The organism is Methylorubrum sp. POS3 (genome assembly GCF_043352485.1).
Lineage (GTDB): Bacteria > Pseudomonadota > Alphaproteobacteria > Rhizobiales > Beijerinckiaceae > Methylobacterium > Methylobacterium suomiense.
Genome location: NZ_JAPRBT010000001.1, coordinates 2,377,252 through 2,404,165, shown reverse-complemented (window position 1 = coordinate 2,404,165; position 26,914 = coordinate 2,377,252). Strand labels below are relative to the sequence as shown.

The following is a 26,914-nucleotide window of genomic DNA, read 5'->3' as shown; positions in this document are numbered from 1 at the left end:
GAAGCCAAGCAAGACCTGAAGACGCTGCCGCGAGGACGCCCATGACCGCCCCTGCCCCGTCCGATCCGGCCATCCGGGAGCGGCGCGCCCTGCTGTCCGCCATCCTCGACGAGGCCATCGCTGCCGCGCACCCGCGCAAATGCCTCGTCGGCCATCTGCCGGCGCCGACGCCGGGTCGTCTCATCATCCTCGGTGCGGGCAAGGCCGGCGGCTCCATGGCCGCTGTGGCGAGCCGGTTCTATCGCCAGGAGCACGGCGTGCCGGAGGACCGCATCGTCGGCTTCGCCGTGGCGCGCCACGGCTACGGTGAGGACGCTCCGGGCATCCGCATGGTCGAGGCGGGCCATCCCGTGCCGGACGCCGCCGGCATCGAGGCCACCCGGGAAACGCTGGCCATCGCCGCGAGCGCCGGTCCTGAGGACGAGGTGCTGGTGCTGCTCTCCGGAGGCGGCTCCGCCAACTGGATCGCACCGGCCGGCAATCTGACGCTGGCGGAAAAGCAGGCGATCACGAAGGCTCTGCTGCGCTCGGGCGCGCCGATCAACGAGATCAACGCGGTGCGCAAGCACCTCTCGCGCATCAAGGGGGGCCGGCTCGCCGTTGCGGCGCGGAACGCCAAGTCGATCCTCACCCTGGCGATCTCGGACGTGCCGCACGACGATCCCTCGGTCATCGCCTCGGGCCCGACCGTGCCCGATCCCTCGACCCTGGCCGATGCCCGCGCGATCTGCGAGCGGCGCGGCATCACGCTGCCGGAATCCGCCCTGGCCCTCCTTAACGATCCGGCCAACGAGACCCCGAAGGCGGGCGATCCGGCTTTCGCGCGGGCCGAGTACCGCATCATCGCCCGCCCGATCGACGCTTTGGAAGCCGCGGCCGAGGCGGCGCGGCGGGCCGGTTATGAGCCGGTGATGCTGGGATCCGACCTCGAGGGCGAGGCCCGCGAGGTCGCCGCCGAGCATGCGCGTCTGGCCCTCGATGCCAAGGCGGCCGGGCGGCGGGTCGCGCTGATTTCCGGCGGCGAACTCACCGTCACAATCCGCGGCGAGGGTGACGGCGGGCCGAACCAGGAATATGCCCTCGCGCTCGCCCTCGCTCTGAATGGGGCCGAAGGCATCGCCGGGATCGCCGCCGACACCGACGGCACCGATGGCGGACGCGGCGCGGCCACCGATCCGGCCGGCGGTCTCGTCGACGCTTCGACGCTGGAGCGCGCCCGCGCCGCCGGCCTCGATCCGCAGGCGATGCTGACGGACAACGATTCGACGCGATTCTTCGCCACCATCGGCGATCTCGTACAGCCCGGTCCGACCCGCACGAATGTCAACGATTGCCGCGTCATCCTCGTCGGATAGTGTTTTGACCCAGGAAGGGGCGCTCGGACGAACCAGCGGTGCCCGGTGCCATCGCGGCCAGTGCCGCCCCGCCTCGACTCTCTCGAAGCCATTCGAGGAGCGGCGCGCGGGCGGTCGCTGGATTTCCCTGTTAGCCCTGTGTCTCGCGGCGGGGCTCACGCTCCTGCCCGGTTCGGCCCGCGCCGACCTGCGCCTGTGCAACCAGACCGCCAGCAAGGTCGGGGTGACGCTGGGCTACCGCGACGCCCAGGGTTGGGTGACGGAGGGCTGGTGGGATCTGAAGCCGCGCAGCTGCGAAACCCTGCAGAAGGGCGCCCTCGCAGCGCAGTTCTACTACGTCTATGCGGTGGATTACACGCGGGGCGGCGAATGGGGTGGGCGGGCGATGATGTGCACCCGCGATACCGCCTTCACGATCCGCGGCGTCGAGGATTGCCTCGCACGCGGCTTCGATCGCAACGGCTTCATCGAAGTCGACACCGGCCAGCAGAAGAACTGGACGATCCAACTCTCTGATCCGGGTCAGCCCGTCACGGGCGGTCCCTGACGGACGTTTGCACGCAAGCCAATCCCGATCCGATGGCTCACTGACCGTTGGCGCGAGCGCCAACGACAGGTGCGAACTGCGGCTCACTATGCGAGGGGAGCCCGGATTTTCGTCCGTGTTCTCTCGACCTCAGCGCATGCCCGCGACGCGACGGTCGCGCTTGCGCTCGGCGGCGGGCTGGTAGGCGATCTGGGCGTGTTGGCTGCAATAGGGCAGGCCGGTGATGGAGCGAGCGCCGCAGAAGCGGAAATCCGGCTTGGTCGGATCGCCCATCGGCCAGCGGCACATCGAGTCCCGCAGGTCCATGATGGTGACACGCTCGGACACCGCGAGGGCCACGGGCTGCGGCGCGGCGGAGGGTAGCGGGTTCAGCGGGAAATCGGCGGCGGGACGGTGCGTGACGATCGCGGGCGGCTCGGGAACGGTCGGTTCCTCGACGATCACGACGGTTTCGCTGGCCTCGATCTCCACCTCGTCGCCCTTGCGTCGCCCATTGGCGGCGACTTGCCCGAGCGGTTTCACCCGACCGGCCAGTCCGAGCCGGTGAACCTTGCCGATCACGGCGTTGCGGGAGACGCCGCCGATCTGCAGGGCGATCTGGCTGGCGCTGAGCCCGTCATCCCATAGGCGACGAAGCAGCTCCACGCGCTCATCCGTCCAGCTCGGGACCGCTTCCGTCATTGCCCCCTCCACAACGTTCCGGATCGCCATGGCCGGTAAAATCCCGCCGGCCCAAGCATCCGCCTACGGCGCAAAGCCGTTTTGTGCGAGCCGTCGACGCGGCCCTGCACAGATCGGTTAACACGGACCGAACATCCGCTCGGCGATCTGAGGCAGACTACAGGACAGCTCGACCGCGGAGCAAGCGCCGCGGCGACCCCGGCGGCGGTTTCCACCGCCAATCGTCCGATCGCCCGGCCGCTCCGCCCGAACCATCGCTTCGGCGCCGCAAGATCATTGATAAGATATTCTGAGATATCGATAATTTTACGGATCTCCCATCGAGGATCATGGCCCCGTTTCCCCGTGTGCCCGCTCCCGGCAAGCCGAGGACGAAGCGACAGACAGGGCTTGGATTTGCCTGTTCGGACGCTTCGACTATCTGTCGGGCACTCGGCCGCACGGCCGGTCCCAATTCCGGAGTTCGCATGCGTCTGCGCCTCGCACCGGCCCTCCTGATCGTCGCTTCCCTCTCGTCCGCTGCGACCGGCGCGGGAGCGGCGAGCCCCGCCGCTCCGGTTCCGAACGAGGCGGCGATCCATCTCGTCAATCACCGGGCGGTCTATGACCTGTCGCTCGCCCGGTCCGAGGGGACGCGTTCGGTGGAGAGCGTGCGCGGACGCATCGTCATCGATTTTTCCGGCGATGCCTGCCGCGGCTTCACCATGCAGACCCGGCAGGTGACGATGCTGGATTCCTCCGAATCCGGGAATCGCACCTCCGATCTGCGCAATTCCACCTTCGAGAGCGGCGACGGCGCCAGCTTCCGCTTCCGTACGGCCACCTTCCTCAACAACGTCCCGTCGGCCGCGATCGACGGCACTGCCGAGGCCGGGAGCGAGGCATTGAAGGTAAAGCTGAAGGAGCCGAAGCGCGCGGAGTTCCAGTCCGGCGGCGAGGTGATGTTCCCGGTCCGCCATATGCTGCGCCTGCTCAAGGCGGCGAAGGCCGGTGAGACGACCGTCTCGGCCAAGGTGTTCGACGGCTCCGATGACGGCCGCAAGGTCTACGACACCCTGGCGGTGATCGGACGGGCGAGCGCGGCGCCCGCCGCGGATACCGAGCGCGACAAGCCGCTGCGCGAGGGCGACCTCGCCGGGATGCGCCGCTGGCCGGTGACGCTCAGCTACTTCACCGCGGGCGAAGGCGAGCGCACGCCGATCTACACACTGACCTTCGACCTCTACGAGAACGGCGTCAGCGGCCGGCTGAATCTCGATTACGGCGACTTCGCCATCTCCGGGAACCTGACCCAGCTTGACCTGACGAAGGACAAGGGCAAGGGCGACGCCAAGTCGGACGCGGATTGTCGGCGCTGACTGCGCGCACAAGGGTCGTTTGCCAGCTGGGCGCGTTGGCCCCGGCAGCTCCCCAAGATGACCGCTGACGTGCTTCGCAACGCGGAGGCTACGATCAGAGCCGCTGTACGGGCGATTGCGAAGGGTGAAATCGCTGCGGGGACGACGGTGTCGATGATGTCCGGGCGCGTGAAGTCCAGCGATCGAGCGCAATGCCGGCGAGACGGGCGATCATGCGGCGGTGCGGGCGCTGCTCCCTAGCCTGCAGCCAGTTGGGAACAACCTGTCGCTGATCCGGACGAGGTGCGCGCACCGACGCGCACCTCGTCTGGTTCGCCGTCAATGCCGGGTTCAATTCGACATCAGACGCCGTGCGGATCTGATGGGCTGTCTCAGCCGCCGCGTCGCTCGCCCTCGCCGCTGAACACCAGCCCGCGCTGGATCGCCCCGTTGCCAAATTTCTCCCGCAGACGGTCCAGGGCGGCTTCGCGACGGGCTAGGCGCTCGATGCCCTGATCGGCCAGATCGCCCCGATCCGCATGGAGGCCGGCGCAGAGATCGCTGCCGCCGATGCCGATCAGGCGGAAGGCTGTGCCGTCACAGGCTGCCCGCAGCATCGGCTCACCGGCACGGAAGAGGCTCTCGGCAAGCTGGGTTGGCGGCAGCCCGCCGCGGGTCCGGGTGCGCAGGCGAAAACGGGCATCCTTGAGCTTCAGGGTGACGCTGCCGGCGGCGAGTTCGGCCCGCTTCAGCCGAGACGAGACCCGCTCGCACAACCCCCACAGGATCGGGCGCAATTCGTCGAAACGGGCAATGTCCGCCGTGAAGGTGGTTTCCGCCGAGACGCTCTTCACCTCCCGGGTCGGGCGCACGGGGCGGGTGTCCCGCCCTTCCGCCAACGCCAGCAGGCGAAGGGCGTCACGGCCGAGCGCTGCCTGCAACCGCTCACCGCCGACCCGCGTCAGATCGCCGACCCGATGCACGTTGAGACCGGCAAGGCGCGTCTTCGCGCTCTCGCCGATACCGGGCAGGATGCCGACCGGGCGGTCCGCCAGGAAGGCGGCCGCCTCCGCGCCGCCGATGATCGAGAAGCCCCGGGGCTTGTCGAGATCGGAGGCAATCTTGGCCAGAAACTTGTTCACGGAGAGCCCGACCGACACCGTGATGCCGATCTCGGCTTCCACCTGCGCGGCGAAGCGGGCGAGCGTCAGTGCCGGGCTCGTCCCGTGCAGGCGAGCGGTGCCGGAAAGATCGAGAAAGGCTTCGTCGATCGACACCGGTTCGACCAGAGGCGTCAGCGCGAGCATCGTCCCCCGCACCTCGCGGCCAACGCGGGCGTAATTCTCCATGTCGGGTCGGATCACGACCGCGTCGGGGCAGCGCTTCAACGCCTCGAACATCGGCATGGCGGAACGAACGCCGGAGATGCGGGCGAGGTAGCAGGCGGTGGCGACCACGCCGCGCTTGCCGCCGCCGACGATGAGCGGCCGGTCCCGCAGGGCGGGATCGTCGCGCTTCTCCACCGCAGCGTAGAACGCATCGCAATCGACATGCGCGATGGTCAGGCTGTCGCGCTCCGGATGATCGAGCAAACGGGGGGAACCGCAGGCGTGGCAGCGCCGGGCGTTCTGACTTTGCGACGTCAGGCAATCGCGGCAGAAGGGGGACATGGTACGCCTTCTCCGCCTCCGGAGGGCTTCTCTCCGGCAGTGTACGAATGACGAAGGCCACGGACCAGGGTCGGTCGGGGCTCGGCAGCGCCCGTCCTCTGAAAATTCTCATCCTGGGCGGCACCACGGAAGCCAGCGCCTTGGCGGCTCGTCTCGCCGGGCGACCGGACTTCGCGGTGACGCTGTCGCTCGCCGGACGAACAACCGCGCCCCGGCCGGAGCCGGTGCCCACCCGCATCGGCGGCTTCGGCGGGGCGGACGGACTCGCGCAATGGCTCGTCGTGCATGCGGTCGAGGCTGTGATCGACGCGACCCATCCCTTCGCGGCCCGCATCTCCGCCAACGCCGTCGCGGCCTGTCGTGCCCGTGCCGTGCCGTTCCTGGCCATCCGCCGTCCGTGCTGGAAGCAGCAGCCGGGCGACGACTGGACCGAGTCGGAGAGCGTCGCGGCCTGCGTCCCCTTGCTGGGGATCCGTCCGAAACGCGTGTTCCTGACGATCGGCCGTCAGGAGCTGAGCGTCTTCGCCTGCGCGCCGCAGCACGCCTATGTCGTGCGCACGATCGAGCCGGTCGGCGACGCGCTGCCGGTGCCGCGGGTGGAGGTGTTTCGCGCGCGCGGACCGTTCACCCTCGACGACGAGACGACGCTGATGCGCGAGGCCGGCATCGAGGTGCTGGTGACGAAGAATTCCGGGGGAGCTGCGACCTATCCGAAGATCGAGGCGGCGCGCCGGCTCGGGATTCCCGTCATCATCGTGCAGCCCCCGGCCCTCCCGGATGTTCCGTCGGTCCCGGACGCGGAAAGCGCGCTGCCGTGGCTCGAGAACGGATGCCGTTTCTGACCCAGGATCGGTGACGATCGGATCGGCAATTGACCGTCTCACCTGTCGAGCGATTGCCCTTCCGCCCGACCAGAAGGAGGACGATGGGCCGTTCGGCCGAGGCCGTCGTTTTTCGCCTGGCCGCAACCTTCGCGGAAGGAGAGCCGCAGCGAAGCCTGCGGCCAAGATGAATCAGTTCTTGAGCGAGCCCGTCGTCGTCACCGATGCCTGGGGCTTCGTCGACGGGGCCGCCTCTTTCGAGGATGCGGCGGGCTTCGGCTTCGCGTGCGGTGCCGGGGCGGCGGGCTTGCGCGTGGATGCCGCCGTCTCGGCGACCGCTGCGGTGGCAGCCGCTGCGACGACCGGAGCGGCCTCCTTACCCTTCTTGCCGGCCATATTGCCCATGAGCTTGTGATAGGCGCTGGTGTCACCATCGGCATCGGCCACGGTGATGCGCGCCGGCTTGGACGCTCCGGCCTTGCCATCCTCCGCCTTGGACGGCGCGTGCACGGCGACGACGGTCGTCGGCTTCTCGCTCGCCTTGCGGGCGGCGGCGGCCTTGGTCGGTCCCGGTGCGTCGGCGGGGGCCGCGGCGACGAGGATCGGCTTGCCCTTGGCGTCGATCTCGATTTCCTGCGGGCCGAGCGCGAGGCTTTCCGGCCGGCTGATCTCACCGAGGTGATGCCGGCCGTAATCCTTGGCCGTGTAGGCCAGTTCCTTGTCCTTATCCTTGTCGGACTCGGTCAGGCTCGCGAAGGTGGTGGTCGGCGCAGGCTGAGGGCGGAAGACCGGGTTCTGGCCGCCGTCTTCGTAGACCACGCGGGTCGCGGGCGTGCCCTTGGCGATCAGCTCCGCGACTTCGCGATTGTCGCGGTCGCGCTTCTCGGCCACCAGCGGATCGACGCGCGGGGTGCAGTTGCCCGCCGCCACCTCGGCACCGCCGAAGACGTATTTCGTTCCGCAGGCGGCCACGCGCGGCTCGTCCTTGAGGGCCTCGAAGTAATCCGAACCCTCCTTGAGATTCTTCCAGAACGGCGCGTTGGGATCGTTGCGGAACTTAGCGATGTTCGACGCCGTCATCCGGAACGGATAGGCCTGGAACTGGAAGGCCCGTTGCCCGCCGTTGAACGCCTCGCGGGCCAGGGCGTAGATCTCCGACATCGAGGCGTCGGTCATGGCGAAGCAGCCTGCCGACGAGCAGGTGCCGTGCACCATGATGTAATTGCCGGTGCCGCCCTTGGCCCGATCGACAGCGTTGGGATAGCCGACGTCGAAGGACAGGTAGTAGCTGGAGTTCGGGTTCATCTGACCCGGCGTGATCGTGTAGAAGCCTTCCGGCGCCTGCCGATCGCCCTGCTTGGTCTTGGGACCGAGCTGGCCCGACCAGCGGCAGATCGGGAAGGTCTTCAGAAGCGCGTACTGGCCCGTGGCGGTTCGCTTCCAAACCTCCATCTCCGCCTCTTTCTTGAAGGCGCGGACTAGGATCGGGTCGCCCTGGCTCATGCCCTTGGTTTGCATAAGCGAGAGGGTCTGAGTCGGAATCGGCGTCAGGCTGCGGGTGGACGCGCCGCCGAGCATGGCGCTGTCGTTACAGCCGCCGAGAGAGATCGCGAGGGTCGTCGCCAGAACGGCGGCAGCCGCCGCCAACGGACGCACAGCCATGGGGAATCCGTCCTCGAATACATTCGTCCGCCGGACTTCAGCCCGTTCGCGGACGCCACTCCCCTAACCCATAGCTCGGGTAAACTTACCCAGGTGTTACCACAAGGCGGTGCCGCATTTGGTCGACGTGTGTTGCCCGGCGGTTACGGTTCCCTGGCAAATGACCCTCAAGGGCCCTGGAGGCACTGAAAGCGGTATCGCCGATGAAAATAACACGGCGAAGGCGGCCTCTACGCCCTTCTGAGCGCGGCGGCGTTCCGCATCCGGCGCTGGATCACTGGCTCCGCATCGCTTCCATCCAGCCGTCGGGTGGCTTTGCGCACCTCGCGATGAAGACGGCTTGTGGATCGCGGGGAAAGCTCAAACCTCGGACTCGTCGCGAGGACGCAGGAAGCCGTCCTCAGGACAGGCTCTCCGCGCACGACACAGAATATCGCGTGATCGTCTTCTGAGCGCGAAAGCGCGAAGCCCCGGATCTTCCGCCGCTCGATCAGCGGCGCGCTGTTTCACAGCTTGCGGCCGATTTCCAGGAACTTCTGGGCGCGCCGGTCACGGATCTCGTCGCGGCTGAGGCCGTCGAACTCGGCGAGGGCGCGGGACAGGGCGTCGCTCGTGGCGGACAGCGCCGCCTGACGGTCGCGATGCGCGCCGCCGGTCGCCTCGGGGATCACGCCATCGATGATGCCGAGCCGCAGGAGGTCCTGGGCGGTGATCTTCATGGCGGTGGCGGCTTCGTGCGCCCGTCCTTGGTCCCGCCACAGGATCGAGGCGGCACCTTCCGGCGAGATGACGCTGTAGATCGCGTGCTCCAGCATCAGCACCGTGTTGGCGGTGGCGATGGCAATGGCTCCGCCCGATCCACCTTCACCGATGACGACAGCGACGTTCGGCACGCCGAGGGCGAGGCAGGCCTGCGTCGAGCGGGCGATGGCCTCCGCCTGCCCGCGCTCTTCCGCCTCGATGCCGGGGAAGGCGCCCGCAGTGTCGACGAAGGCGAGAACCGGCAGGCCGAAGCGGTCGGCGGTCTCCATCAGCCGCACCGCCTTGCGGTAGCCCTCGGGCCGGGCCATGCCGAAATTGTGGCGCAGACGCGCTTCGGTCGTCGCCCCCTTCTCCTGACCGAGCACCAGCACCGGCCGCCCCCGAAAGCGACCGAATCCGCCGATGATCGCCTCGTCCTCCCCGAAGCTGCGATCTCCGGCGAGGGGGGTGAACTCCTCGATCAACCCGGCGCAGTAATCGACGAAGTGCGGTCGCTGGGGATGGCGGGCCACCTGCGTCTTCTGCCAGGGGCTCAGCGTCGCGTAGATTTCCGCGAGCGCCTGGGCCGCCTTGGCTTCCAGGCGCCCGACCTCCTCGCTGATCGAGACGGCGCCGTCGCGCTGGCCGAGCGCCTTCAGCTCTTCGAGTTTCGCCTCGAGTTCGGCAACGGGCTTTTCGAAGTCGAGATAGGAGCGCGTCGCCGCCATCGAATGTCGGTCCAGTCCAATTCAGCTCTGCGGCCGCGCCCTGCGCGGTGGGGCGTGATGTCGGGAAAGCAGGCGCGGGTGTCAACCGCCGCCGACCGTCAGCGGCCGCCTGCGCCCTAAAGTCGACTTCGTGTGCGCCTTGAGGCATGTCCGAGCCGACTGCCCGCGCGGCGTGCATCGGGAGGGACGATCCATGAGCCTCACAGGGAAAACCGCCGTCGTTACCGGCTCCACCAGCGGCATCGGGCTCGCGATCGCCCGCGCTTTCGCAAAGGAGGGGTCGAACGTCGTCCTCAACGGGTTCGGCAAGCCGGAGGAGATCGAGGCGGCGCGCACAGGGATCGAGACCGAGTTCAATGTGAAGGCGGCCTATTCACCGGCCGACCTGACGAAGCCCGACGCGATCGGCGGCCTGATCGCGCTCGCCACCGACACGTTCGGCAGCGTCGACATCCTCGTCAACAATGCCGGCGTCCAGTTCGTCTCGCCGATCGAGGAGTTTCCGCTGGAGAAGTGGGACCAGATCATCGCGCTCAATCTGTCCTCGGCGTTCCACACGATGCGGGCGGCGATCCCCCACATGAAGGCCAAGGGTTGGGGCCGCATCATCAACACGGCCTCGGCGCATTCGCTGGTCGCCTCGCCCTACAAGTCGGCCTACGTGGCGGCCAAGCACGGGATCGCCGGTCTGACCAAGTCCGCGGCCCTCGAACTCGCCACCTTCGGCATCACGGTGAATTGCATCTCGCCGGGCTATGTCTGGACGCCTCTGGTCGAGAGCCAGATCCCCGACACGATGAAGGCGCGCGGGCTCACCAAGGAACAGGTGATCGAGGATGTGCTGCTGAAGGCGCAGCCGACGAAGGAATTCGTGACCGTTGATCAGGTCGCAGCCCTGGCAGTGTTTCTGTGCGGCGACGGTGCCAGCCAGATCACCGGCGCCAACCTCGCCATGGATGGCGGCTGGACGGCGCAGTAGCTCCGCCCTTCTTGCGCGACCGACGGGTCCGACCCGCCGGTCGCAATTCCTATCAACGTCGCGAATGCAGCAGCAGGGCGAGGCCGTAACCGACCGCGCCGGCGATCAGCAGGGCCACGAACGGGTTCTCGCCCACTTGGCTCTGAACGCGCTCGCGTCCGTCGCGCAGATAGGTGCCGCCGTTGCGGGCGACGCGGTCATAGGCGTCGCTGGCATAGTCGCCGACATCGTCGGCCACATCGCGCACGGTGTCCTTGGCCTGCCCGTAGAGACGCTGCGCCCGGCCCTCGGCTTCGCGGTAGCGTCCTTCCACGGAATCCCGGTCGGAGCCGACGGCATCGCCGACCGCTCCCTGTGCGCGTCCGCCGAGATCCTTGGCGGCCCCGACGATGCGATCCGTGTCAACCATGGTGCAACTCCTCGTGCTTCACGGGTCCGCCGCCGCGCGAGCGGACGGACCGGCATCGGAGAGGAGAACGTTCGGGGACAGGATCGGTCCCGCGTTGCAGCGTAAAAAGGCACGGATTGCCGGAAGGATGGGCTGTTGGACCGCCCTACCCCGCCTCCGCCAGCACCACGGCCCGCGGCGGCGGGAGGTTCGAGCGCAGCTCGCGGCTGACGGCCGAGGACGCCGCCACGGTGCCGAGATTGGCGTAGGTCTCGTGGTTCTTCTCGATCGCCGAGAGGTCGTAGAGGTAGTTGACCATCAGCCCGTAGGATTGGCGCATCCCCTTGCCCGAGACGTCGCCGAGGAAGTTCATCCGCTCCAACCTTGCCCCGTTGCCGAGATGGAACCGGGCGACCGGATCGAGCGGCCGTCCGCGCTCGTTCTTGGCGCGCAGGAAATAGGCCGCCGCCGCCGGAAGCATCGCCCGGCGCACCGCCTCGCAGGTCGCCTTGTCGTTGCGCCAAGCGTCGCCGTCGAGCAGGCGCAGGGTCTCGACATCCTCCCGCGTCAGCCCCTGCGGCGCATCGGCCCGCCGCTCGCGATCGAGCCACGTGCGGAAGCCCGGAACCGGCGAGAGAGTCACGAACGTCTTGAGCGAGGGGATCTCGCGGGCCAGATCCTCGACGACCTGCTTGATCAGGAAGTTGCCGAAGGTGACGCCGGCCAATCCCTTCTGGCAGTTCGAGATCGAGTAGAAGATCGCGGTCGTCGCCAGGCGCGCAGGCACCGACTCCCGCTCGTGGGCGAGGATCGGCTGGATCGCCGGCGCAATCCCGGACGTAAGCGCCACCTCGACGAAAATCAGCGGCTCGTCGAGCAAGGCGGGGTGGAAGAAGGCGAAGCAGCGCCGGTCCGGCGGCTCGATGCGGCGGCGCAGTTCGTCCCAGTCGGCAATCTCGTGCACCGCCTCGTAGCGGATGATCTTCTCCAGGATGTCGGCGGGCGTCGACCAGTCGATGGGCCGCAGCACGAGGAAGCCGCGGTTGAACCACGAGGCGAACAGGTGTTCGAAATCGCTGTCGAGACTGTCCGCGGCATCGCGCTGGTCGGGTGAGGCATCCCGGTCCTTGAGGCACTTGCGCAGCACGAACAGATCCTCGCGCATTCGGACCAACGCCAGCGTGCCGCCGCGGGCGAGGTTCAGACGTCGGATCAGTTCCTGAGAGCGCGGCTCGGCGGCCTCATGCAACACGCCGAGCCGGGCCCGGCTCGGTTCGTCGCGATAGGCCGCGATCGCTTCCTCCACCGCCGCATGGTCGGCGCCGAATTCCGCGGCGACGAGTTCGAGAAAGGCGAGCCGCTCGTCTTCGGGCAGCAGGGCGTAGCGATCGAGAATGAGTCGGGCCAGCGCCACGCCCGAAGCTTCACCGCGGCGCGAGATCAGATCCTCGCACAATTTGGCGAGGTCGGCCGCGCTCGCGGCGCGTGCAAGGTCGCTGCGGCCGAAGCTGATGAGGTCGCGACCGCGATCGCTGATGGTCTGGATGAGATCGCCGAGAAACGAGATCGCCGCCATGACCGACAGGCCCCTGAAAGCCCGGCCGGCGCCCCGGACGGGCGGCCAAGCCTCGTTTCCAAACTAGAGCCATGCCGAGCCGTGCGCCAGCGCCGACATGGGATCGACCCACACTTGAGCCGAGCGCATCGCTGGATCGAGAGATGCCAAAGGCTCCCCTTGGGCACAACGCCCGCTCTCTCAGCCAGCGGCAAAAGCCGGAGTGATCGCATCGATGCGTATCGAGCTCCGATTGCCACGTAGGATCACGGTAAACGTCGAGGAATCGACAGTAAAATCTTAGGGATGCCCCCGATTCTTGACTGACGACTTAAGCATTTTTCAATTGACCGAGATTACTTGGGACGCAACCAGTTGCTCCAATCCGCTGTGGCTCAGATGCTTAATTTTAAAAGAATCGCGCGGTTTACCCAAGACGACCGGGGGTCTATTCCAATTTTGCTCGCAGTCATGATGCTGCCGATGGCCGGTGTCGTCGGCGGCGCGGTCGATTACGGGCATGCCGTCGCGGAACGGACCCGCATCAACACGGCAATGGACGGCGCCGTGCTCGTAGCGGCCAAGGCAGCGCAGGATGCCGACAGCGCCGGCAAGTCGGACGCCGAAGTGCGCAGTGCGGCCGAGAAGGCGGGCGCCGACTATTTCGGTGCCATGAAGAATTTGCCCACCGGCACCGTCGGAAAGATCGAGGTCAAGCTCACCGACCGTGTCGCCAGCATCGGGGCGACCTACACCTCGTCGATGCCGACCACCATGCTGGGGGTGCTTGGATTCAAGTCGCTGCCGATCAGTGGAAACGCCTCGGCGAGCGTGAATCTGTCGCCCCTCGTGGATATCTACCTGCTCATCGACGTCTCGGGATCCATGGCGATCGGTGCGACCAGCGATGATATCGCCAAGCTTCAGAAGCGTTTCGGCTGTGCCTTCGCCTGCCACGACAACGAGCCGGTGACGGACACGGTCACGACCGGCACTGGTCGCAACCAGAGGACCACAAAAATTACTTATGCCGATTCTTTCGACTGGGCGCAGAAGAACAACGTCAACTTGCGCATCAACGAGATCAACAATGGTATTACCGACTTCGTCAATGATCTGATGCAGCAAGCCGCGGCCAGCAAGCGTCTGCGCATCTCGGTCCACTCATTCAGCAACGACTTGACACAGATCGTGCCGCTGACGTCGGTGTTGAACAACGCCCTGACCTCGCTCCCCAAAAGCCCGAACTCGTCGAGCGAGTACGAGGGTGCGACCCACTTCTCCGATGTCATGCCCGCCTTCGCCAAGGTCGTCGGCACGCCGGGCGACGGAAGTTCCTCTCCGCGGAAGCTGGTCATCATCGCCACCGATGGCGTGCAGGATCCCAACCGGACTTGGACCTGGAACACGCCGCTGCGCGCCGAGGTCCGGCCCTTCGCGCCGAGCGACTGCCGCAAGCTCGACCCGAACGTCTCGGTCGGCGTGCTCTACGCCCCCTATATCGACCTGTCGCCGGACTGGGGCTACCTCGCGACCTTGGGCCAGCCCAGCCAGGTCGGCGGCAAGGGCACGCGCTTCGACGACATCGTGCCTCAACTCAAAGCCTGCGCGAGCGCGCCGACCATGTACGTCAATGCCGCGACCACGGCATCGGTCGGCGACGCGTTCAAGGAGATCTACAAAAGATACAAGCTCGTGAGGTTGTCGAAGTGAGCCCGTCGCGCACGCCACGCGCGGGCCTCGCGCACCGTTTCATCGAAGACGAGAGCGGCGCTTACGTCATCGAATTTGCCTTTTTCGGCTCTCTCTTCGTCGCTGTGATCCTCATTTTGTTCCAGTACGCGTTCGTGCACCTCGCGCGCCAGAACCTGGACGCTTCGCTTCAAGTCGCGACACGCGCCCTGCTGACCGGATCGTTCCAGAGCTCAAACGGAGCGACGCTCACCCCCGAAAAGACCTTGCAAAACATGCGCGCCTTGATGTGCGGCGGAAGCAACGCACCGGTGGTGTTCTTCAATTGCGATAACCTCAAGGTCGACGTGCAAGTCTCTACGACCAGCTTCGATACGAATGCTTGGAGTGATTCCGCGGTCGATTCCAAGAGCGGAGGATGGTCGAAGAGTTTCGGTCAGAACTATCAATGTCCCGGCTCGCAGAGCATTGCCATCGTGCGTGCTGCGGTAAAGCTGCCGCTGATCGCTCCTCTTTTCCTGCAACTCGGAATGAGAAATTTCAGCGATGGTGCGGTGCTGCTGCAATCGGCCTCGGTCTTTCGGGTCGAGCCGTACGACAAGAGCCTGACCGGAGCTTGCTGATGCGTCGCTTCGTACCTGCCCCCCGCCTGCGGCGCTTCACTGACGACGAATCCGGCGTCGCGACGATCGAATTCGTGATCCTGTTTCCGATCCTGTTGATGCTGATCTACGGCGTCGCCGAATACGTGAACGCCAGCGATCATCGGAACAAGGTCAGCAAACTCGCCCGTACCTTGGCGGATCTGACCTCACAGCACAGCACGCAGCAGATCATGCCCGCTACGATGAATGACAACCTGCGGGCGGCCCGACCTGTCCTTGCCCCATTTGACGCGTCGCTTGCGACGATTCAGATCTCCGCAATCGGCGTCAACGCCAACAATGCGACCTTCATCTGCTCGACTTGGCCGACGAGCGGAGGCAGCCGCACCGTCGGCAAAGCCGCCGACCTCGATGTGCCGACGAATTTCCAGAGGAGTGGCGCGCGCTATATCCTCTCCGAAGTCAAGATGAGCTATCAGCCGCTGTTCGCCACGATTCTCGGTCGCTTGATGAAGACAGTGAATTTCAATTTTAACTGGTCGGAAACTGTCGCTTGGCCCGTTCGCGGTGGACAGAGCGAGGGAACGGGGCTCGACTCCGAAGTCATTCTGCCCAATGGCACGAAGTGCAACGCCAAGTTGACCTGACCTCGTCGACCCCCCACGACAACTCGCCGGCCTCACCCGCCCGATCGTTCGTCGGCGAGTGCGACGATGTCGGCGCGCTCGCGCCAATCCGTGATGCCGTGCGAGCGGGCAAAGCGGATCTCGGCGGCACGCAACGCCCGACCGGGATCGCGGGCCCGAACGATATCGACATGGCCCACGGTGAACGGAACGCCGAAAATCTCCTTCGCGAACTGAATGCGGTAGCTCGACATGCACGGCTCCATCGTGTCGTGATCGTGTCGCGCGCCTGCCCCGGATCAGTCAGTCGTTTCTCCCGAATCGACTGACACCGAGTGTCCTGCGCACGAAGTCACCGCTGTACCGGTGCTTTCCTGAACGCCGGACGAAGCAGCGCGACCCGAAACATATAGGCAACATCACAATCCATGCCAGCGTGGCCATGGGAGAGGCTGGCGCGTGGCCTTGCGTTCGGCGTAGACCGCCGGCCATGCAAACCAGCGCGCGCGACCTTTCCCGGCCGACCCGAATCGGGCTGACCCTGATCGCCGGCGGGGCGGTGGCGACCATCTACTACAATCAGCCGCTGCTGGCGGTGCTGGTCGCCGAGTTCGGCGAGCGGGCCGCTCTGCTTGTACCGACGGCGAGCCTCGTCGGCTACGGGCTTGGCATCCTGTTCCTAGTCCCGCTCGGGGATGCGCTGGCCCGGCGCGACCTCATCGTTCGCCAACTCCTCGGGCTCGCCGTCGCTCTCGTGGTCGCGGGCCTCGCCCCGAACCTCCCGGTGCTGACGCTCGCGAGCTTCGCCATCGGCGTCCTCGCCTGTGCCGCGCAGCAGGCGGTGCCCTTCGCGGCCGAACTCGCCCCCGACGAGAGCCGGGGCCGCATCGTCGGCGGGGTCATGACGGGTTTGTTGTCGGGCATTCTGCTGGCCAGGACCGCGAGCGGCCTCGTCGGCGCCCATTTCGGGTGGCGCAGCGTGTTCCTCGCAGCGGCCGTGGTCTCGGTCGCCCTCGCGATCCTCGCCCAGCGCACCCTGCCGCGGATCGTGCCGCGCCAGAAGCTGCGCTACCGAGCGCTGATGCTGTCCCTCGTCCATCTGGTGCGGACGCAGCCGGTCCTGCGCATGGCCAGCCTGACCCAGGCATTGCTGTTCGCGAGCTTCAACGCGTTCTGGGCCACCCTGGCGCTCCTCGTCGAGGCGCCGCCCTTCGGCCTCACCTCCGCCGGAGCCGGCTTGTTCGGCGTGATCGGCGTGGCGGGAGCGCTGATCGCGCCGCATTCCGGCCGCTACAGCGACCGGCGCGGCGCTCGGCCCGTCGTCATCGCCGGCAGCGTGTTCGTGGCGGCGGCCTTTGCCGTGCTCGCCTATGCCGGGCAGACCTCGCTGGTCGCCATCGCCATCGGCGTGCTCCTCATCGATATCGGCCTCAACGGCGCGCTGATCGCCAATCAGACCCGCGCCTACGCCCTCGTGCCCGGCGCGCGCGGTCGCATCAACACGGTGCTGTTCACGGCGATCTTCGTCGGCGGTGCGATCGGGGCCTTCTGCGGGTCGAGGGCCTTCCTCCATGCCGGCTGGCTGGGTGTCTGCGCCGTGGGTGGGGTTTGCGCCCTGGCGGCGCTCGGTGTCGCGCTGCTCGACCGGTCCAGAACCGTCGGCTGAGCCGACTCATCTGAGAACGCGGGAGAGCCGGCACCACGCGGTCTTGTCCGGTGGCAGACCGAAGCGAAGTTGATCCGGCCGTTCGGGAAAACGTCGGACATAGAGCCCCGCCTCGCCCAGGCGGCGGAACAGGCCGGGCGCGTCGTCGAAGGCGGCGGTGCGGAACAGCCGCGTTCCCCCGATGATCCGCCCGCCCGCACGATGGATCATGCGGTCGAGACGCGCCGCATCCCGGCCCCGCGCCGCGGCGGCGTCCCGGCGCCATGCTTCGTCGGCCAGGGCCGCGCAGCCCGCCGCGATGGCCGGGCCCGAGACCGCCCAGGGGCCGAGGGCCGCCTCCAGCCGACGCACCAGGGCGGGTTCGGCCAGGGCGAAGCCGAGCCGGAGTCCGGCGAGCCCGTAGGTCTTGCCGAACGAGCGCAGGATCACGAGGCCGGGACCGGGCGCGGCCTGTTCCGCGTCCTCGAGATCGACGAATGCCTGATCGAGCACGGCGAGCCCGTCCGACGCCACCGCCCGTCGCAGCGCCCGCGAATCGACGACCCGGCCATCCGGATTGTTGGGACTGACCGCGACCACGACCGTCGCGTCGGCCGCATCGGCTAGATCGGGCACGGCCTCGACCGCGTGGCCGCCCCGCGCCCAGGCTGCGGCGTGCTCGGCATAGGTCGGGCCGATCACTGCGACGCGGCTCCACGGCACGAGGCGCGGCAGGGTCTCGATCAGGATCTGCGTGCCGGGTGCCGCCGCAACGTGGTCCGGGCTCGGCGCGCCGTAGGCGACTGCGGCGATGCGCTTCAGGCCTGCGAGGTCGTCGGGGGATGGCAGGCGGTGAAGGGTGCTGGCTTCGAAGGGCGGCAGCGGGTAGGGCACCGGATTGATGCCGGTCGAGAGGTCGATCCACGGCTCGGGCGCATCCGGAAACGACCGGCGCGCCGCGCCGAGATCGCCGCCATGCGGGATCGCCTCCGCCTCGTCCGCCACGCCGTCTCCCCTACCGATCCGCACCGACGATGTCCTGGAACGCCCTGACTCATCCGCCCGACGCTCTCGCCATCCTCGCGCTCGCGCTGGCGATCGAGGCGGTCTGCGGCTACCCGGATCGCCTCTACAGGGCGCTCGGTCACCCTGTCACCTGGATCGGGGCGCTGATCGCCCGGCTCGAGGCAGGGCTGAACCGCGGCGCGTTCGCGGCGCGCCGCCGCGCCGGCGTGCTGGCCCTGGTTCTGCTGCTGGCGACGGTGGCCACGATCACGCTCGCGGTCAGCGTTCTTGCCGGCTTCGCGGGGGAAATCGTCGGCATCCTGATCCTGGCCTGTCTGGCAGCGAGCCTGCCGGCGCAGCGCAGCCTCTTCGTCCACGTGGCGCGCGTCGCCGCCGCCCTTCGGCACGAGGGGGTGGTGGGTGGGCGGCGCGCCGTCGCGATGATCGTGGGCCGCGATCCCGACAGCCTCGATGAGGCCGCCGTGTGCCGGGCCGCGATCGAGAGCCTAGCGGAGAACTTCTCCGACGGCGTCGTTGCTCCGGCCTTCTGGATCGGCGCCGGGGGGCTGACGGGCGGGGCGCTGTACAAGGCGATCAACACCGCCGACAGCATGATCGGCCATCGCACCCCGCGCCATGAGGCCTTCGGCTGGGCGTCCGCCCGGCTCGACGACCTCGTCAATCTCCCGGCCTCCCGCCTGACGGCGCTGCTCCTGATCGCCGCCGCGGCCCTCGATCGCGACGCCTCCGCCGCCGGTGCGTGGCGGGCTTTGCGCCGCGATGCGGGGCGCCATCGCTCGCCCAATGCCGGCTGGCCCGAGGCCGCCATGGCCGGGGCGCTGGGCCTGCGGCTCGCCGGGCCGCGGGTCTACGGCGCGACCCGCGTCGAGGATGCCTGGATGGGCGATGGCCGGGCCGAGGCCGGACCCGCCGATATCGACCGGGCGCTGCGGCTCTACCGCCGGGCCTGCGGGCTGATGTTCGCGGGGATCGTCGCGGCTGTGGGCATCGCTTTCGGATTGTGAGGGAAGCATGGCCGCGTTGACAGGTTGCCCGTCCTCCCCCGACACTTCGCTCAAGCCGATCGGACCAGCCCGTTGCATTCGCTTCCCTGCCTTGCGACCCTTCTGTCCGCCCTCCTCGCGGTGACGCCGACCATGGCCTCCGAGCCGATCCTGCAACCCGATCCCGAGCGCTACGAACTCGTCGACGACCTCTGGGCGCCGGGGCGTGACGAGGCGGGACGGAAGAACGTCGCGGAGGACATCAGCGGCATCGCCTGCATCGATCTGGGTGGCGGCCAGCGGCGCTGCCTGCTCGTCAACGACGAGGGCGGCAAGGCGCAGTTCGTGGCGATCGAGGGCAACCGCATCGCACCGAAGAAGCGGGTCGATCTCATCGGCGAAGGCCCGAACCCGGAGACGCTTGGCCGCCAGCCGAAGGGGCCGGGTTGTCCGGATGCTCGGCAGAAGTTCAAGGAACTCGACGGCGAGGGCGTCGCTTATGCCGCGCCTCACTTTTACGTCACCGGCTCGCATGGCTGCGGGCGGCGTTCGCAGGCCTTCACCCTCTCGGCGATGCTGCTCGCCCGTCTCCGTATGACCGCGGAGGGCAAGCCGGATGTGGGCGAGGGTGAGGCGCCGGAGGCGGCGGTCGAGACCACGTGGCGGTTGGGGGATGCCTTGGCGCGGGCTCCGATCGTCAGCGACCATTTTCTCAAGGATCTGACCACCGCGAACGGCCTCAACATCGAGGGCCTCGCCGTCATCGGTCCCGATCTCTACGCCGGTCTGCGGGCGCCCTCGCTCGGTGGGAAGGCGTTTCTCGTGGTGGTGCCCGTCGATGTTCTCTTCGCGGCGGGCCATGAACCCTATACCGGCACGCCGCGGGTGATCCCGATCGAGGTCGGCGAGGGGGCGGGTATTCGCGACCTGACGGTGCTCCCCGACGGGCATCTGCTCGTGCTGACCGGCCCGGCGCAATTTCAGGACGTGCCTTATCGCCTGTTCCGGTTCGATCCGAAGGGTACGGACGGCCCGGTCGCCCTGGGACGCCTCGCGCCGCTCGATGAATCTGAGAGCCGCGGCAAGCCCGAGGCGATCACGCTCGTCGGGCCGGATCGCGTGCTCGTCTTTTTCGACAGCCTGAAGAATGGCGCGCCGCGGCGCTACACCGTGCCCGGTCTGCGCTGAGGCTCCGCCAGGGCGAGCAGACGGTCGCAGTCGAGATGCGCTTCCAGATGGTCCGCGAAACGGTCGAGCACCTTTTCGATCCCGGCCTCGTAACTGTCCGATGAAGCGGACGCACCCAACCGCGCGAGCCAAGCGGCGCGCTGCCGGTCGTCGGAGAACAAGCCGTGCACGTAGGTGCCGGCCACGAGCCCGTCGGCCGAGACCGCCCCGTCCGGCCGCCCATCGGCAAAGCGCAGCAGGGGCTTTCGCGTGTCGGGGCCAGTCGTGTCGCCGACATGCATCTCGTAGCCTGAGAACGGCAATCCATCGCGAGAGGTCGCGCCCGTCACGGCGATGAGGCGCTTCTCGCCCCGCATCACCGTCTCGATGTCGAGGAGGCCCAGGCCGGGGAGCGTTCGGGGGGCGCCCTCGACGCCATCGGGATCGGCGATGGTGCGGCCGAGCATCTGGTAGCCGCCGCACAGCCCGAGCACCGGTCGCCCACGGCGGACATGGGCGCGGATGTCGATGTCCCAGCCCTGGGCCTGGACGAAGGCGAAGTCGTCGATGGTGGTCTTGGAGCCGGGCAGGACGATCAGCGCGGCGTCCGCCGGGATCGGTGAGCCCGGTCGCACGAAGGTGACCGCCACGCCCGGCTCCTGCCGCAACGGGTCGAGATCGTCGAAATTGGCGATGTGCGGCAGGACCGGGACCGCCACCAGGGGAACGCCCGCCGTCCGATGTGCATCGGGCGCGTCCAAAGCCAGCGCGTCCTCCGGCGGCAGGCGAGCGGCGTCGGGAAAGAACGGGACGAGGCCCAGAGATGCCCAGCCCGTCCGCTCGGCGATCAGCGCCATGCCGTCGGAGAACAGGCTCGGATCGCCGCGGAAGCGATTGACGATGAAGCCCCGGATCATCGCCGCGTCGTCGGCGTCGATCACCGCCTGCGTGCCGACGAGGCTGGCGATGACCCCGCCGCGGTCGATATCGCCGACGAGCACCACCGGCGTCCCGGTCGCGCGGGAGAAGCCCATATTGGCGATGTCGCCCCGGCGCAGGTTCACCTCCGCCGGCGAGCCGGCGCCCTCGACCAGCACGAGGTCGGCTTCCGCGGACAGGCGTCCGAAGCTGTCGAGCACCGAGGCCATCAGGCGGGGCTTCCACGATTGATATTCGCGGGCCTTGGCGGTGCCGATCATCCGCCCCTGCACCACCACCTGGGAGCCGACATCGCTCTGGGGTTTCAGGAGCACCGGGTTCATGTGGACCGAGGGCGGCACGCGAGCCGCGCGGGCCTGCAGTGCCTGGGCGCGGCCGATCTCGCCGCCATCGGCGGTGACGGCGGCGTTGTTCGACATGTTCTGCGGCTTGAATGGACGCACGGAGAGCCCTCGACGTGTGAAGGCGCGCGCCAAGCCGGCGACCAGCAATGATTTACCGACATCGGAGCCGGTGCCCTGGATCATCAGCGCGCGGGTCACAATGCGGGCCTCGTCGGGATCGGTCGGCGGTTCGGCATGCGCTCCGCATGGCACCGCGCGGGCGCGCGGTCGAGGGCTCCTTGGTCCGCTTGCCTGTCGCGCCGCGTCGCGTGCGCCAAACGTCGACAGATCGAAGGGGCAAAACCGGCTTCGCCGGCCTGTCATACGAGGGTGGTCTAAGCGGCGGGACGAACGACCCCTTTACGCAAAGACTTCGACGATGAGCCAGGACGGCAGCCGCTTCGGCGACGCGGAACTCGAAGCGATCCGCCGCGAGATCGCCGACAGCTACGACGAGGAATGGGAGCTGGAACTCGACGAGGCACGCCTCGACCGGCTCGGAGACGAGGCCGTCGGCGTCGGCCTCGACCGGCGAACCTATTTCCGCGAGCTGCTGCGCCTCCAGCACGAGCTGATCCGCCTCCAGGACTGGGTGAAGACCGAAGGTCTGCGCATCGTCGTCCTGTTCGAGGGGCGCGATTCGGCCGGCAAGGGCGGCGCCATCAAGCGCATCACCCAGCGGCTCAATCCCCGCATCTGTCGCGTTGCGGCGCTGCCTGCGCCGAGCGAGCGCGAGCGGACGCAATGGTACTTCCAGCGCTACGTTGCCCACCTCCCGGCCGCCGGCGAGATCGTGCTGTTCGACCGCTCCTGGTACAACCGTGCCGGGGTCGAGCGCGTGATGGGGTTCTGCTCCGAGGCCGAGGTGGAGGAATTCTTCCGCTCCGTCCCCGAATTCGAGCGCATGCTGGTGCGCTCCGGTATCGTGCTGGTGAAGTACTGGTTCTCGATCACCGATGCCGAGCAGGCCATGCGTTTCCGCATGCGCATTCACGACCCGCTCAAGCAGTGGAAGCTCTCGCCGATGGACGTCGAGTCGCGACGTCGTTGGGAGGATTACACCCGCGCCAAGGAGGATATGCTGGCCCGCACCCATATCCCCGAGGCGCCGTGGTGGGTGGTCGAGGCAGTGGACAAGAAGCGGGCGCGGCTCAACTGCATCAGCCACCTGCTCGATCAGGTTCCCTATGGAACGGTGGAGCATCCGCCTGTGGTCCTGCCGGATCGGGTGCGCCATGCAGACTATTTGCGACATCCGGTGCCGCCGGACATGTTCGTGCCTGCGCGGTATTGATCCGGGTTAAACTGTTGGCGGGATGGTGCCGGACGTTGTGGCGGGGCGCGGAAGAGCCCATGTTGGGCAGACATCACGGTTCCGAACCGTTCTCTTTCCTTCACAGTGACCGCGCTGCCTTGCTGAAGAGGCGCCGCGGCGGACCTTTCCTTGGCCAAACGCATCGACCCGCAGGGCAAGCGCCCTTCCCTCCCCAGCCGCGAGCAGATTCTCGCCTTCGTGGCGGAATCGCCCGGCCCCGCCGGCAAGCGCGAGATCGCCAAGGCGTTCGGCATCAAGGGAGCCGACAAGATCGGATTGAAGGCGATCCTCAAGGAGATCGAGGGCGACGGTAGCCTGGAGCGCAAGCGCGGCGGTTTTCGCGAGGGCGGCCGCCTGCCCGATGTCGTTGTCGCCGACATTTCCGCGCGCGACCGCGATGGCGATCTGGTCGCCCGGCCGGCCCAGTGGGAGGGCGAGGGCGAAGCGCCCAAGATCGTCGTCGAGATGCCGCGGGCGGATCGCAGGGGCAATCGCCCGGCACCCGGCCTCGGCGACCGCGCTCTGATCCGTGTCACGCCCGACGGGGAAGCGCCGGGCCGTTATACCGGCCGCATCATCAAGGTGATCGGCAAGAACCGCGCGGAGATCGTCGGCATCTATCGCGCCGGGCGCGACGGCGGACGGATCCTGCCGGTCGACAAGAAGTCGCAAGGGAAGGAGATCGCGATCCCGCCCGGCGAGGAGGGCGAGGCGCGCGACGGCGATCTCGTCAGCGTCGCGGTGGAGCGCGAGACCCGCTTCGGCCTGCCCCGCGGCCGGGTGCGCGAGCGGCTCGGTGCGCTCGGCTCCGAGAAGGCCGTGAGCCTCATCGCGCTCCACGTCCACAACATCCCCCACGTCTTTCCGGAGGCCGTGCTCGCGGAGGCCGATGCGGCCAAGCGTGCGACGAAGCGGGGGCGCGAGGATTGGCGCGAGGCGCCGCTCATCACGATCGATCCGCCCGACGCCAAGGACCACGACGACGCCGTGATGGCCGAGCCGGATCCCGATCCGGCCAATGCGGGCGGTTTCCTCGTCACCGTCGCCATCGCCGACGTGGCCGCCTACGTTCGACCGGGCTCGGCCCTCGACCGCGAGGCGCTGCTCCGGGGCAACTCGGTCTATTTCCCGGACCGCGTCGTGCCGATGCTGCCCGAGCGCATCTCCAACGACCTCTGTTCCCTGCGGGAGGGCGAGGACCGCCCGGCGATCGCCGTCCGCATGGTCATCGGCGCCGACGGGGTGAAGCGCACGCACAGCTTCCACCGCATCCTGATGCGCTCGCACGCCAAGCTCGCCTACGCTCAGGCCCAGGCCGCCATCGACGGACGGCCCGACGAGACGAGCGGGCCGATCCTGGAATCGGCGCTCCGCCCGCTCTACGCGGCCTACGAGGCGATGAAGCGGGCGCGCGACGCCCGCGGGCCGCTCTTCCTCGATCTCCCCGAACGCAAGGTGCTGCTGACACCGGAGGGCGGCGTCGATCGGGTGATCGTGCCGGAGCGCCTGGAAGCGCATCGCCTCATCGAAGAGTTCATGATCCAGGCCAACGTCGCCGCCGCCGAGACCCTGGAGGCGGCGAATTCTCCGCTGATCTATCGCGTCCACGACGAACGAAGTAGGCGGAGTTGGACTGCTCGCCGGGGCGCAGGCCCATGGTCGGGTTGGCCTGGTAGAAGTCGTAGATGTTGACGTCGAAGGTCAGGCCGCGGGCGGCCATGTCGGTGGCCCAGGGGGCGAGCGGACCGACGCGGACGGGGTCGGCGGGCTTGGCGGCGATGTTGGGGTCGGTGCGCGGCTGGGTCTGATCGTTGAGCTGGCCCACCGGCGAGGGCTGCTGCGCCTGCGCCGCCGTCCCGCCCAAGGCCAGACCCGCGGCCAGAAGCGCGGCGGCGCCGAGGCCGGTCCTTCCTCGGCGGGGTCTCTGTGTTCGTGTCGTCGCATGCTGCATCGTCAATCCCCAACCCATGGTCTGCGCCGGCTGTCCCACGGGCTGGGTGCCCGCTTGTCGCGTCGGCCGGCGGCTCCCTCGCGGAGCGGTTTCGTCTGCGAAAACATCCTCCCGGATGGCGCGCGTCGGCCCGTTCGGGCTCGTCCGCGGGAGGGGCCGGATCGCGCCGACCGCCCCAAGGCACTTTCCCCACACGCGCCCTCATCCTGAGGTGCTGAGCGTCAGCTCAGCCTCGAAGGAGGGCTCCAGAGATCGCGCGGCCGGCTGGAGCCCTCCTTCGAGGCTCCGCCTCCGGCTGCGCACCTCAGGATGAGGGGAGTCGGGGAGATCTCCGGTCCTAGAGCATCGTGTCGGATATCGGATCCGGCACGATGCTCTAGGTTATTGTGACGCATCGACTTTTTCCGAAAGCCGTCTCCCACCTTTCGGGCCGATGCTCAGTGGCTGATCATCCAGGGCCGCGCGTTCGGGAAGCTCTTGGCGGCGGCCGGTGCGGTCGCCGTCTTCTTGGGCGAGCAGCAGCCGCAGCCCGCCCCGTGGCTGCCGGAGCGCCGCGGCGCGTGGCGGCTGCGCTCGTTGGTGGCGTGCGCCGCCTTGAGCCCCGCATCCATGCCGGAGATCCGCGGGGCGGTGAGGAAGGCGCGCTGGCATTCCCCGCCGCAATCGGGGCAATCGTGCGGGTCCTTGAACTGCGCCATCGGGCGCAGCACCGTGAACGGTCCGCAGGATTCGCAGGAATAGTCGTAGACCGGCATGATCAGAGATCCGGCGACAGCGGCATCTGGACCGAACCGTCGAGGAACTTCGTCGGTCCCGCGGCGGAGGGGTTGATGTCGAAATCGAAGATGCCGGTCGGAATCCAGAGCGTCGCGCAGGCGTTCGGGATGTCGACGACGCCGGAGATGTGGCCCTGGACCGGGGCGGTGCCGAGGATCGAGTAGGCCTGCGCCCCCGAATACCCGAATTTCTTCAAGTACTCGATCGCATTGAGACAGGCCTGGCGATAGGCGACCGTCACGTCGAGGTAGTGCTGCTTGCCGTATTCATCGACGGAGACACCCTCGAAGATCAGGTGATCGTCGTATTTCGGGGTGACCGGCGACGGCTTGAAGATCGGGTTCTTGATCCCGTACTTCGCCATGCCGTCCTTGATCAGGCTGACCTTGAGGTGGACCCAGCCCGCCATCTCGATGGCGCCGCAGAAGGTGATCTCGCCGTCGCCCTGGCTGAAATGCAGGTCGCCCATCGAGAGGCCGGCCCCCGGCACGTAGACCGGGAAGTAGATCTTCGAGCCGCGCGAGAGATCCTTGATGTCGCAATTGCCGCCGTGCTCGCGCCCCGGCACCGTGCGGGCACCGGTCGCCGCCGCGTTGTCCTTCGCCTCGCCCTTGAGCCGGCCCATATGCGCGGTCGGGCCGAAGGGAAGCGTCGCCAGCGCCGGCACCCGCTCCGGATTGGTGTCGAACAGCGCCTTCTCGCGGGTGTTCCAGGTCTCCAGCATCTTCGGATCGGGCAGGCAGCCGATCAGGCCGGGATGGATCAGGCCGGGGAAGCGCACGCCGGGGACGTGGCGCGACTTGGTGAACATGCCCTCGAAGTCCCAGATCGATTTCTGGGCCTGGGGGAAGTGCTCGTCGAGGAAGCCGCCGCCGTTGTTCTTCGAGAAGAAGCCGTTGAAGCCCCACTGCGATTCGGGCTTGGCGCCGATATCGAGGAGATCGACCACCAGCAGGTCGCCGGGCTCGGCGCCCTCGACCCCGATCGGGCCCGACAGGAAGTGGACGATCGACAGGTCGATGTCGCGCACGTCGTCGGCGGAATCGTTGTTCTTGATGAAGCCGCCGGTCCAGTCATAGGTCTCGACGATGAAGTCGTCGCCGGGCTTGACGGTGGCGACCATCGGGATGTCGGGGTGCCAGCGATTGTGCACCATGTCGTTGTCGTAGGCCGATTGCGTGAGATCGACCTTGATCAGCGTCTCGGGCATGTCCTTCGCGCGCTCCTCTTGGATTTTGGCCAGCCGTCCCCGTTGCGTGTCCGGTGGTTGCCCGGCCGCCCCGGCGGATCGTCGATCGTTCGTTCTTCGTGCATCCGGCGCAGCGAGCGCCGGACCGGTGC

23 protein-coding genes and 2 pseudogenes are annotated in these 26,914 nt (G+C 67.9%); 13 read left to right on the top strand and 12 right to left on the bottom strand.

From position 1 onward, the window contains the following. Positions 1–41 precede the first annotated feature (41 nt). Positions 42–1,355 (top strand): glycerate kinase, encoded by a 1,314-nt coding sequence (locus OWC43_RS11310; RefSeq protein ID WP_393956759.1) that lies wholly within the window; start codon positions 42–44, stop codon positions 1,353–1,355. Between the two features lie 121 nt (positions 1,356–1,476). Further along, positions 1,477–1,902, top strand: a complete 426-nt coding sequence (locus OWC43_RS11305; RefSeq protein WP_238308205.1) for a DUF1036 domain-containing protein — start codon at positions 1,477–1,479, stop codon at positions 1,900–1,902. 129 nt (positions 1,903–2,031) lie between these two features. On the opposite strand, the gene OWC43_RS11300 is transcribed toward OWC43_RS11305, so the two are convergent. Then, positions 2,032–2,583 carry a GcrA family cell cycle regulator gene (locus tag OWC43_RS11300; protein ID WP_393956758.1) on the bottom strand — a complete coding sequence of 184 codons (552 nt, stop codon included), beginning with the start codon at positions 2,581–2,583 and terminating at the stop codon, positions 2,032–2,034. 467 nt (positions 2,584–3,050) lie between these two features. Between OWC43_RS11300 and OWC43_RS11295 the strand changes: the two genes are divergently transcribed. Then, positions 3,051–3,941: a cell envelope integrity EipB family protein gene (locus tag OWC43_RS11295; protein WP_393956757.1), complete on the top strand. Its 891-nt coding sequence runs from the start codon at positions 3,051–3,053 to the stop codon at positions 3,939–3,941. Positions 3,942–4,312: 371 nt separating this feature from the next. On the opposite strand, the gene OWC43_RS11290 is transcribed toward OWC43_RS11295, so the two are convergent. After that, positions 4,313–5,590: a DNA polymerase IV gene (locus OWC43_RS11290; protein WP_393956756.1), complete on the bottom strand. Its 1,278-nt coding sequence runs from the start codon at positions 5,588–5,590 to the stop codon at positions 4,313–4,315. Between the two features lie 47 nt (positions 5,591–5,637). Here OWC43_RS11290 and OWC43_RS11285 point away from each other — a divergent pair, with 47 nt between their 5' ends. Further along, on the top strand, positions 5,638–6,432 hold the full coding sequence (locus OWC43_RS11285; protein WP_393956755.1) for a cobalt-precorrin-6A reductase: 795 nt from the start codon (positions 5,638–5,640) through the stop codon (positions 6,430–6,432). Between the two features lie 171 nt (positions 6,433–6,603). Here OWC43_RS11285 and OWC43_RS11280 read toward each other — a convergent pair whose 3' ends face one another. Next, the gene (locus tag OWC43_RS11280) at positions 6,604–8,073 is read right to left on the bottom strand and encodes a L,D-transpeptidase family protein (protein ID WP_393956754.1); all 1,470 of its coding nucleotides are present in this window, start codon (positions 8,071–8,073) and stop codon (positions 6,604–6,606) included. A gap of 506 nt (positions 8,074–8,579) precedes the next feature. Next, positions 8,580–9,542 carry an acetyl-CoA carboxylase carboxyltransferase subunit alpha gene (locus OWC43_RS11275; RefSeq protein ID WP_137827237.1) on the bottom strand — a complete coding sequence of 321 codons (963 nt, stop codon included), beginning with the start codon at positions 9,540–9,542 and terminating at the stop codon, positions 8,580–8,582. A gap of 193 nt (positions 9,543–9,735) precedes the next feature. Between OWC43_RS11275 and OWC43_RS11270 the strand changes: the two genes are divergently transcribed. Then, positions 9,736–10,521: a 3-hydroxybutyrate dehydrogenase gene (locus OWC43_RS11270; RefSeq protein WP_393956753.1), complete on the top strand. Its 786-nt coding sequence runs from the start codon at positions 9,736–9,738 to the stop codon at positions 10,519–10,521. A gap of 52 nt (positions 10,522–10,573) precedes the next feature. On the opposite strand, the gene OWC43_RS11265 is transcribed toward OWC43_RS11270, so the two are convergent. Then, the gene (locus OWC43_RS11265; protein ID WP_137827239.1) at positions 10,574–10,930 is read right to left on the bottom strand and encodes a CsbD family protein; all 357 of its coding nucleotides are present in this window, start codon (positions 10,928–10,930) and stop codon (positions 10,574–10,576) included. Positions 10,931–11,075: 145 nt separating this feature from the next. Next, positions 11,076–12,485, bottom strand: coding sequence for a malonyl-CoA decarboxylase (locus OWC43_RS11260; RefSeq protein ID WP_393956752.1), 1,410 nt, complete (start codon positions 12,483–12,485; stop codon positions 11,076–11,078). Between the two features lie 378 nt (positions 12,486–12,863). Here OWC43_RS11260 and OWC43_RS11255 point away from each other — a divergent pair, with 378 nt between their 5' ends. The 3 genes from OWC43_RS11255 to OWC43_RS11245 are packed head-to-tail and all read left to right on the top strand — an operon-like array spanning position 12,864 to position 15,408. After that, positions 12,864–14,177 carry a pilus assembly protein TadG-related protein gene (locus tag OWC43_RS11255; RefSeq protein ID WP_393958542.1) on the top strand — a complete coding sequence of 438 codons (1,314 nt, stop codon included), beginning with the start codon at positions 12,864–12,866 and terminating at the stop codon, positions 14,175–14,177. After that, positions 14,174–14,779: a TadE/TadG family type IV pilus assembly protein gene (locus tag OWC43_RS11250; protein ID WP_393956751.1), complete on the top strand. Its 606-nt coding sequence runs from the start codon at positions 14,174–14,176 to the stop codon at positions 14,777–14,779. Before OWC43_RS11255 ends, OWC43_RS11250 begins: the two co-directional genes overlap by 4 nt. Continuing rightward, complete coding sequence (locus OWC43_RS11245) at positions 14,779–15,408, top strand: TadE/TadG family type IV pilus assembly protein (RefSeq protein WP_393956750.1); 630 nt, start codon at positions 14,779–14,781, stop codon at positions 15,406–15,408. The genes OWC43_RS11250 and OWC43_RS11245 overlap by 1 nt, the downstream gene beginning before the upstream one ends. 32 nt (positions 15,409–15,440) lie before the next feature. On the opposite strand, the gene OWC43_RS11240 is transcribed toward OWC43_RS11245, so the two are convergent. After that, positions 15,441–15,641 carry a hypothetical protein gene (locus OWC43_RS11240; RefSeq protein WP_137827243.1) on the bottom strand — a complete coding sequence of 67 codons (201 nt, stop codon included), beginning with the start codon at positions 15,639–15,641 and terminating at the stop codon, positions 15,441–15,443. Positions 15,642–15,877: 236 nt separating this feature from the next. Between OWC43_RS11240 and OWC43_RS11235 the strand changes: the two genes are divergently transcribed. Next, entirely contained in the window at positions 15,878–17,053 is a 1,176-nt protein-coding gene (locus OWC43_RS11235) for an MFS transporter (protein WP_393956749.1), read from the top strand. A gap of 6 nt (positions 17,054–17,059) precedes the next feature. Here the strand turns inward: OWC43_RS11235 and cobD are convergent, their stop codons facing one another. Beyond that, the gene (gene cobD, locus OWC43_RS11230) at positions 17,060–18,037 is read right to left on the bottom strand and encodes a threonine-phosphate decarboxylase CobD (protein WP_393956748.1); all 978 of its coding nucleotides are present in this window, start codon (positions 18,035–18,037) and stop codon (positions 17,060–17,062) included. 29 nt (positions 18,038–18,066) lie between these two features. Between cobD and cbiB the strand changes: the two genes are divergently transcribed. Next, positions 18,067–19,062 carry an adenosylcobinamide-phosphate synthase CbiB gene (gene cbiB, locus OWC43_RS11225; protein ID WP_393956747.1) on the top strand — a complete coding sequence of 332 codons (996 nt, stop codon included), beginning with the start codon at positions 18,067–18,069 and terminating at the stop codon, positions 19,060–19,062. 72 nt (positions 19,063–19,134) lie between these two features. Further along, entirely contained in the window at positions 19,135–20,229 is a 1,095-nt protein-coding gene (locus OWC43_RS11220) for a DUF3616 domain-containing protein (RefSeq protein WP_393956746.1), read from the top strand. Here the strand turns inward: OWC43_RS11220 and OWC43_RS11215 are convergent. Then, entirely contained in the window at positions 20,205–21,674 is a 1,470-nt protein-coding gene (locus OWC43_RS11215; RefSeq protein ID WP_393958541.1) for a cobyric acid synthase, read from the bottom strand. The genes OWC43_RS11220 and OWC43_RS11215 overlap by 25 nt on opposite strands. 235 nt (positions 21,675–21,909) lie before the next feature. Here OWC43_RS11215 and ppk2 point away from each other — a divergent pair, with 235 nt between their 5' ends. Both ppk2 and OWC43_RS11205 read left to right on the top strand, forming a co-directional pair. Further along, the gene (ppk2, locus tag OWC43_RS11210; RefSeq protein ID WP_393956745.1) at positions 21,910–22,824 is read left to right on the top strand and encodes a polyphosphate kinase 2; all 915 of its coding nucleotides are present in this window, start codon (positions 21,910–21,912) and stop codon (positions 22,822–22,824) included. Positions 22,825–22,974: 150 nt separating this feature from the next. Beyond that, positions 22,975–24,459 (top strand): annotated as a pseudogene (locus tag OWC43_RS11205) (ribonuclease R family protein); the annotation flags it as partial. Here the strand turns inward: OWC43_RS11205 and OWC43_RS11200 are convergent. The 3 genes and pseudogenes from OWC43_RS11200 to fmdA all read right to left on the bottom strand — a co-directional run. Beyond that, a pseudogene (locus OWC43_RS11200) lies at positions 24,458–24,796 on the bottom strand (porin); the annotation flags it as partial. The pseudogenes OWC43_RS11205 and OWC43_RS11200 overlap by 2 nt on opposite strands. Positions 24,797–25,233: 437 nt before the next feature. Continuing rightward, on the bottom strand, positions 25,234–25,551 hold the full coding sequence (locus tag OWC43_RS11195) for an FmdB family zinc ribbon protein (protein ID WP_393956744.1): 318 nt from the start codon (positions 25,549–25,551) through the stop codon (positions 25,234–25,236). Positions 25,552–25,553: 2 nt separating this feature from the next. Further along, positions 25,554–26,783 (bottom strand): formamidase, encoded by a 1,230-nt coding sequence (fmdA, locus tag OWC43_RS11190; RefSeq protein ID WP_137831608.1) that lies wholly within the window; start codon positions 26,781–26,783, stop codon positions 25,554–25,556. Between the last annotated feature and the right edge of the window lie 131 nt (positions 26,784–26,914).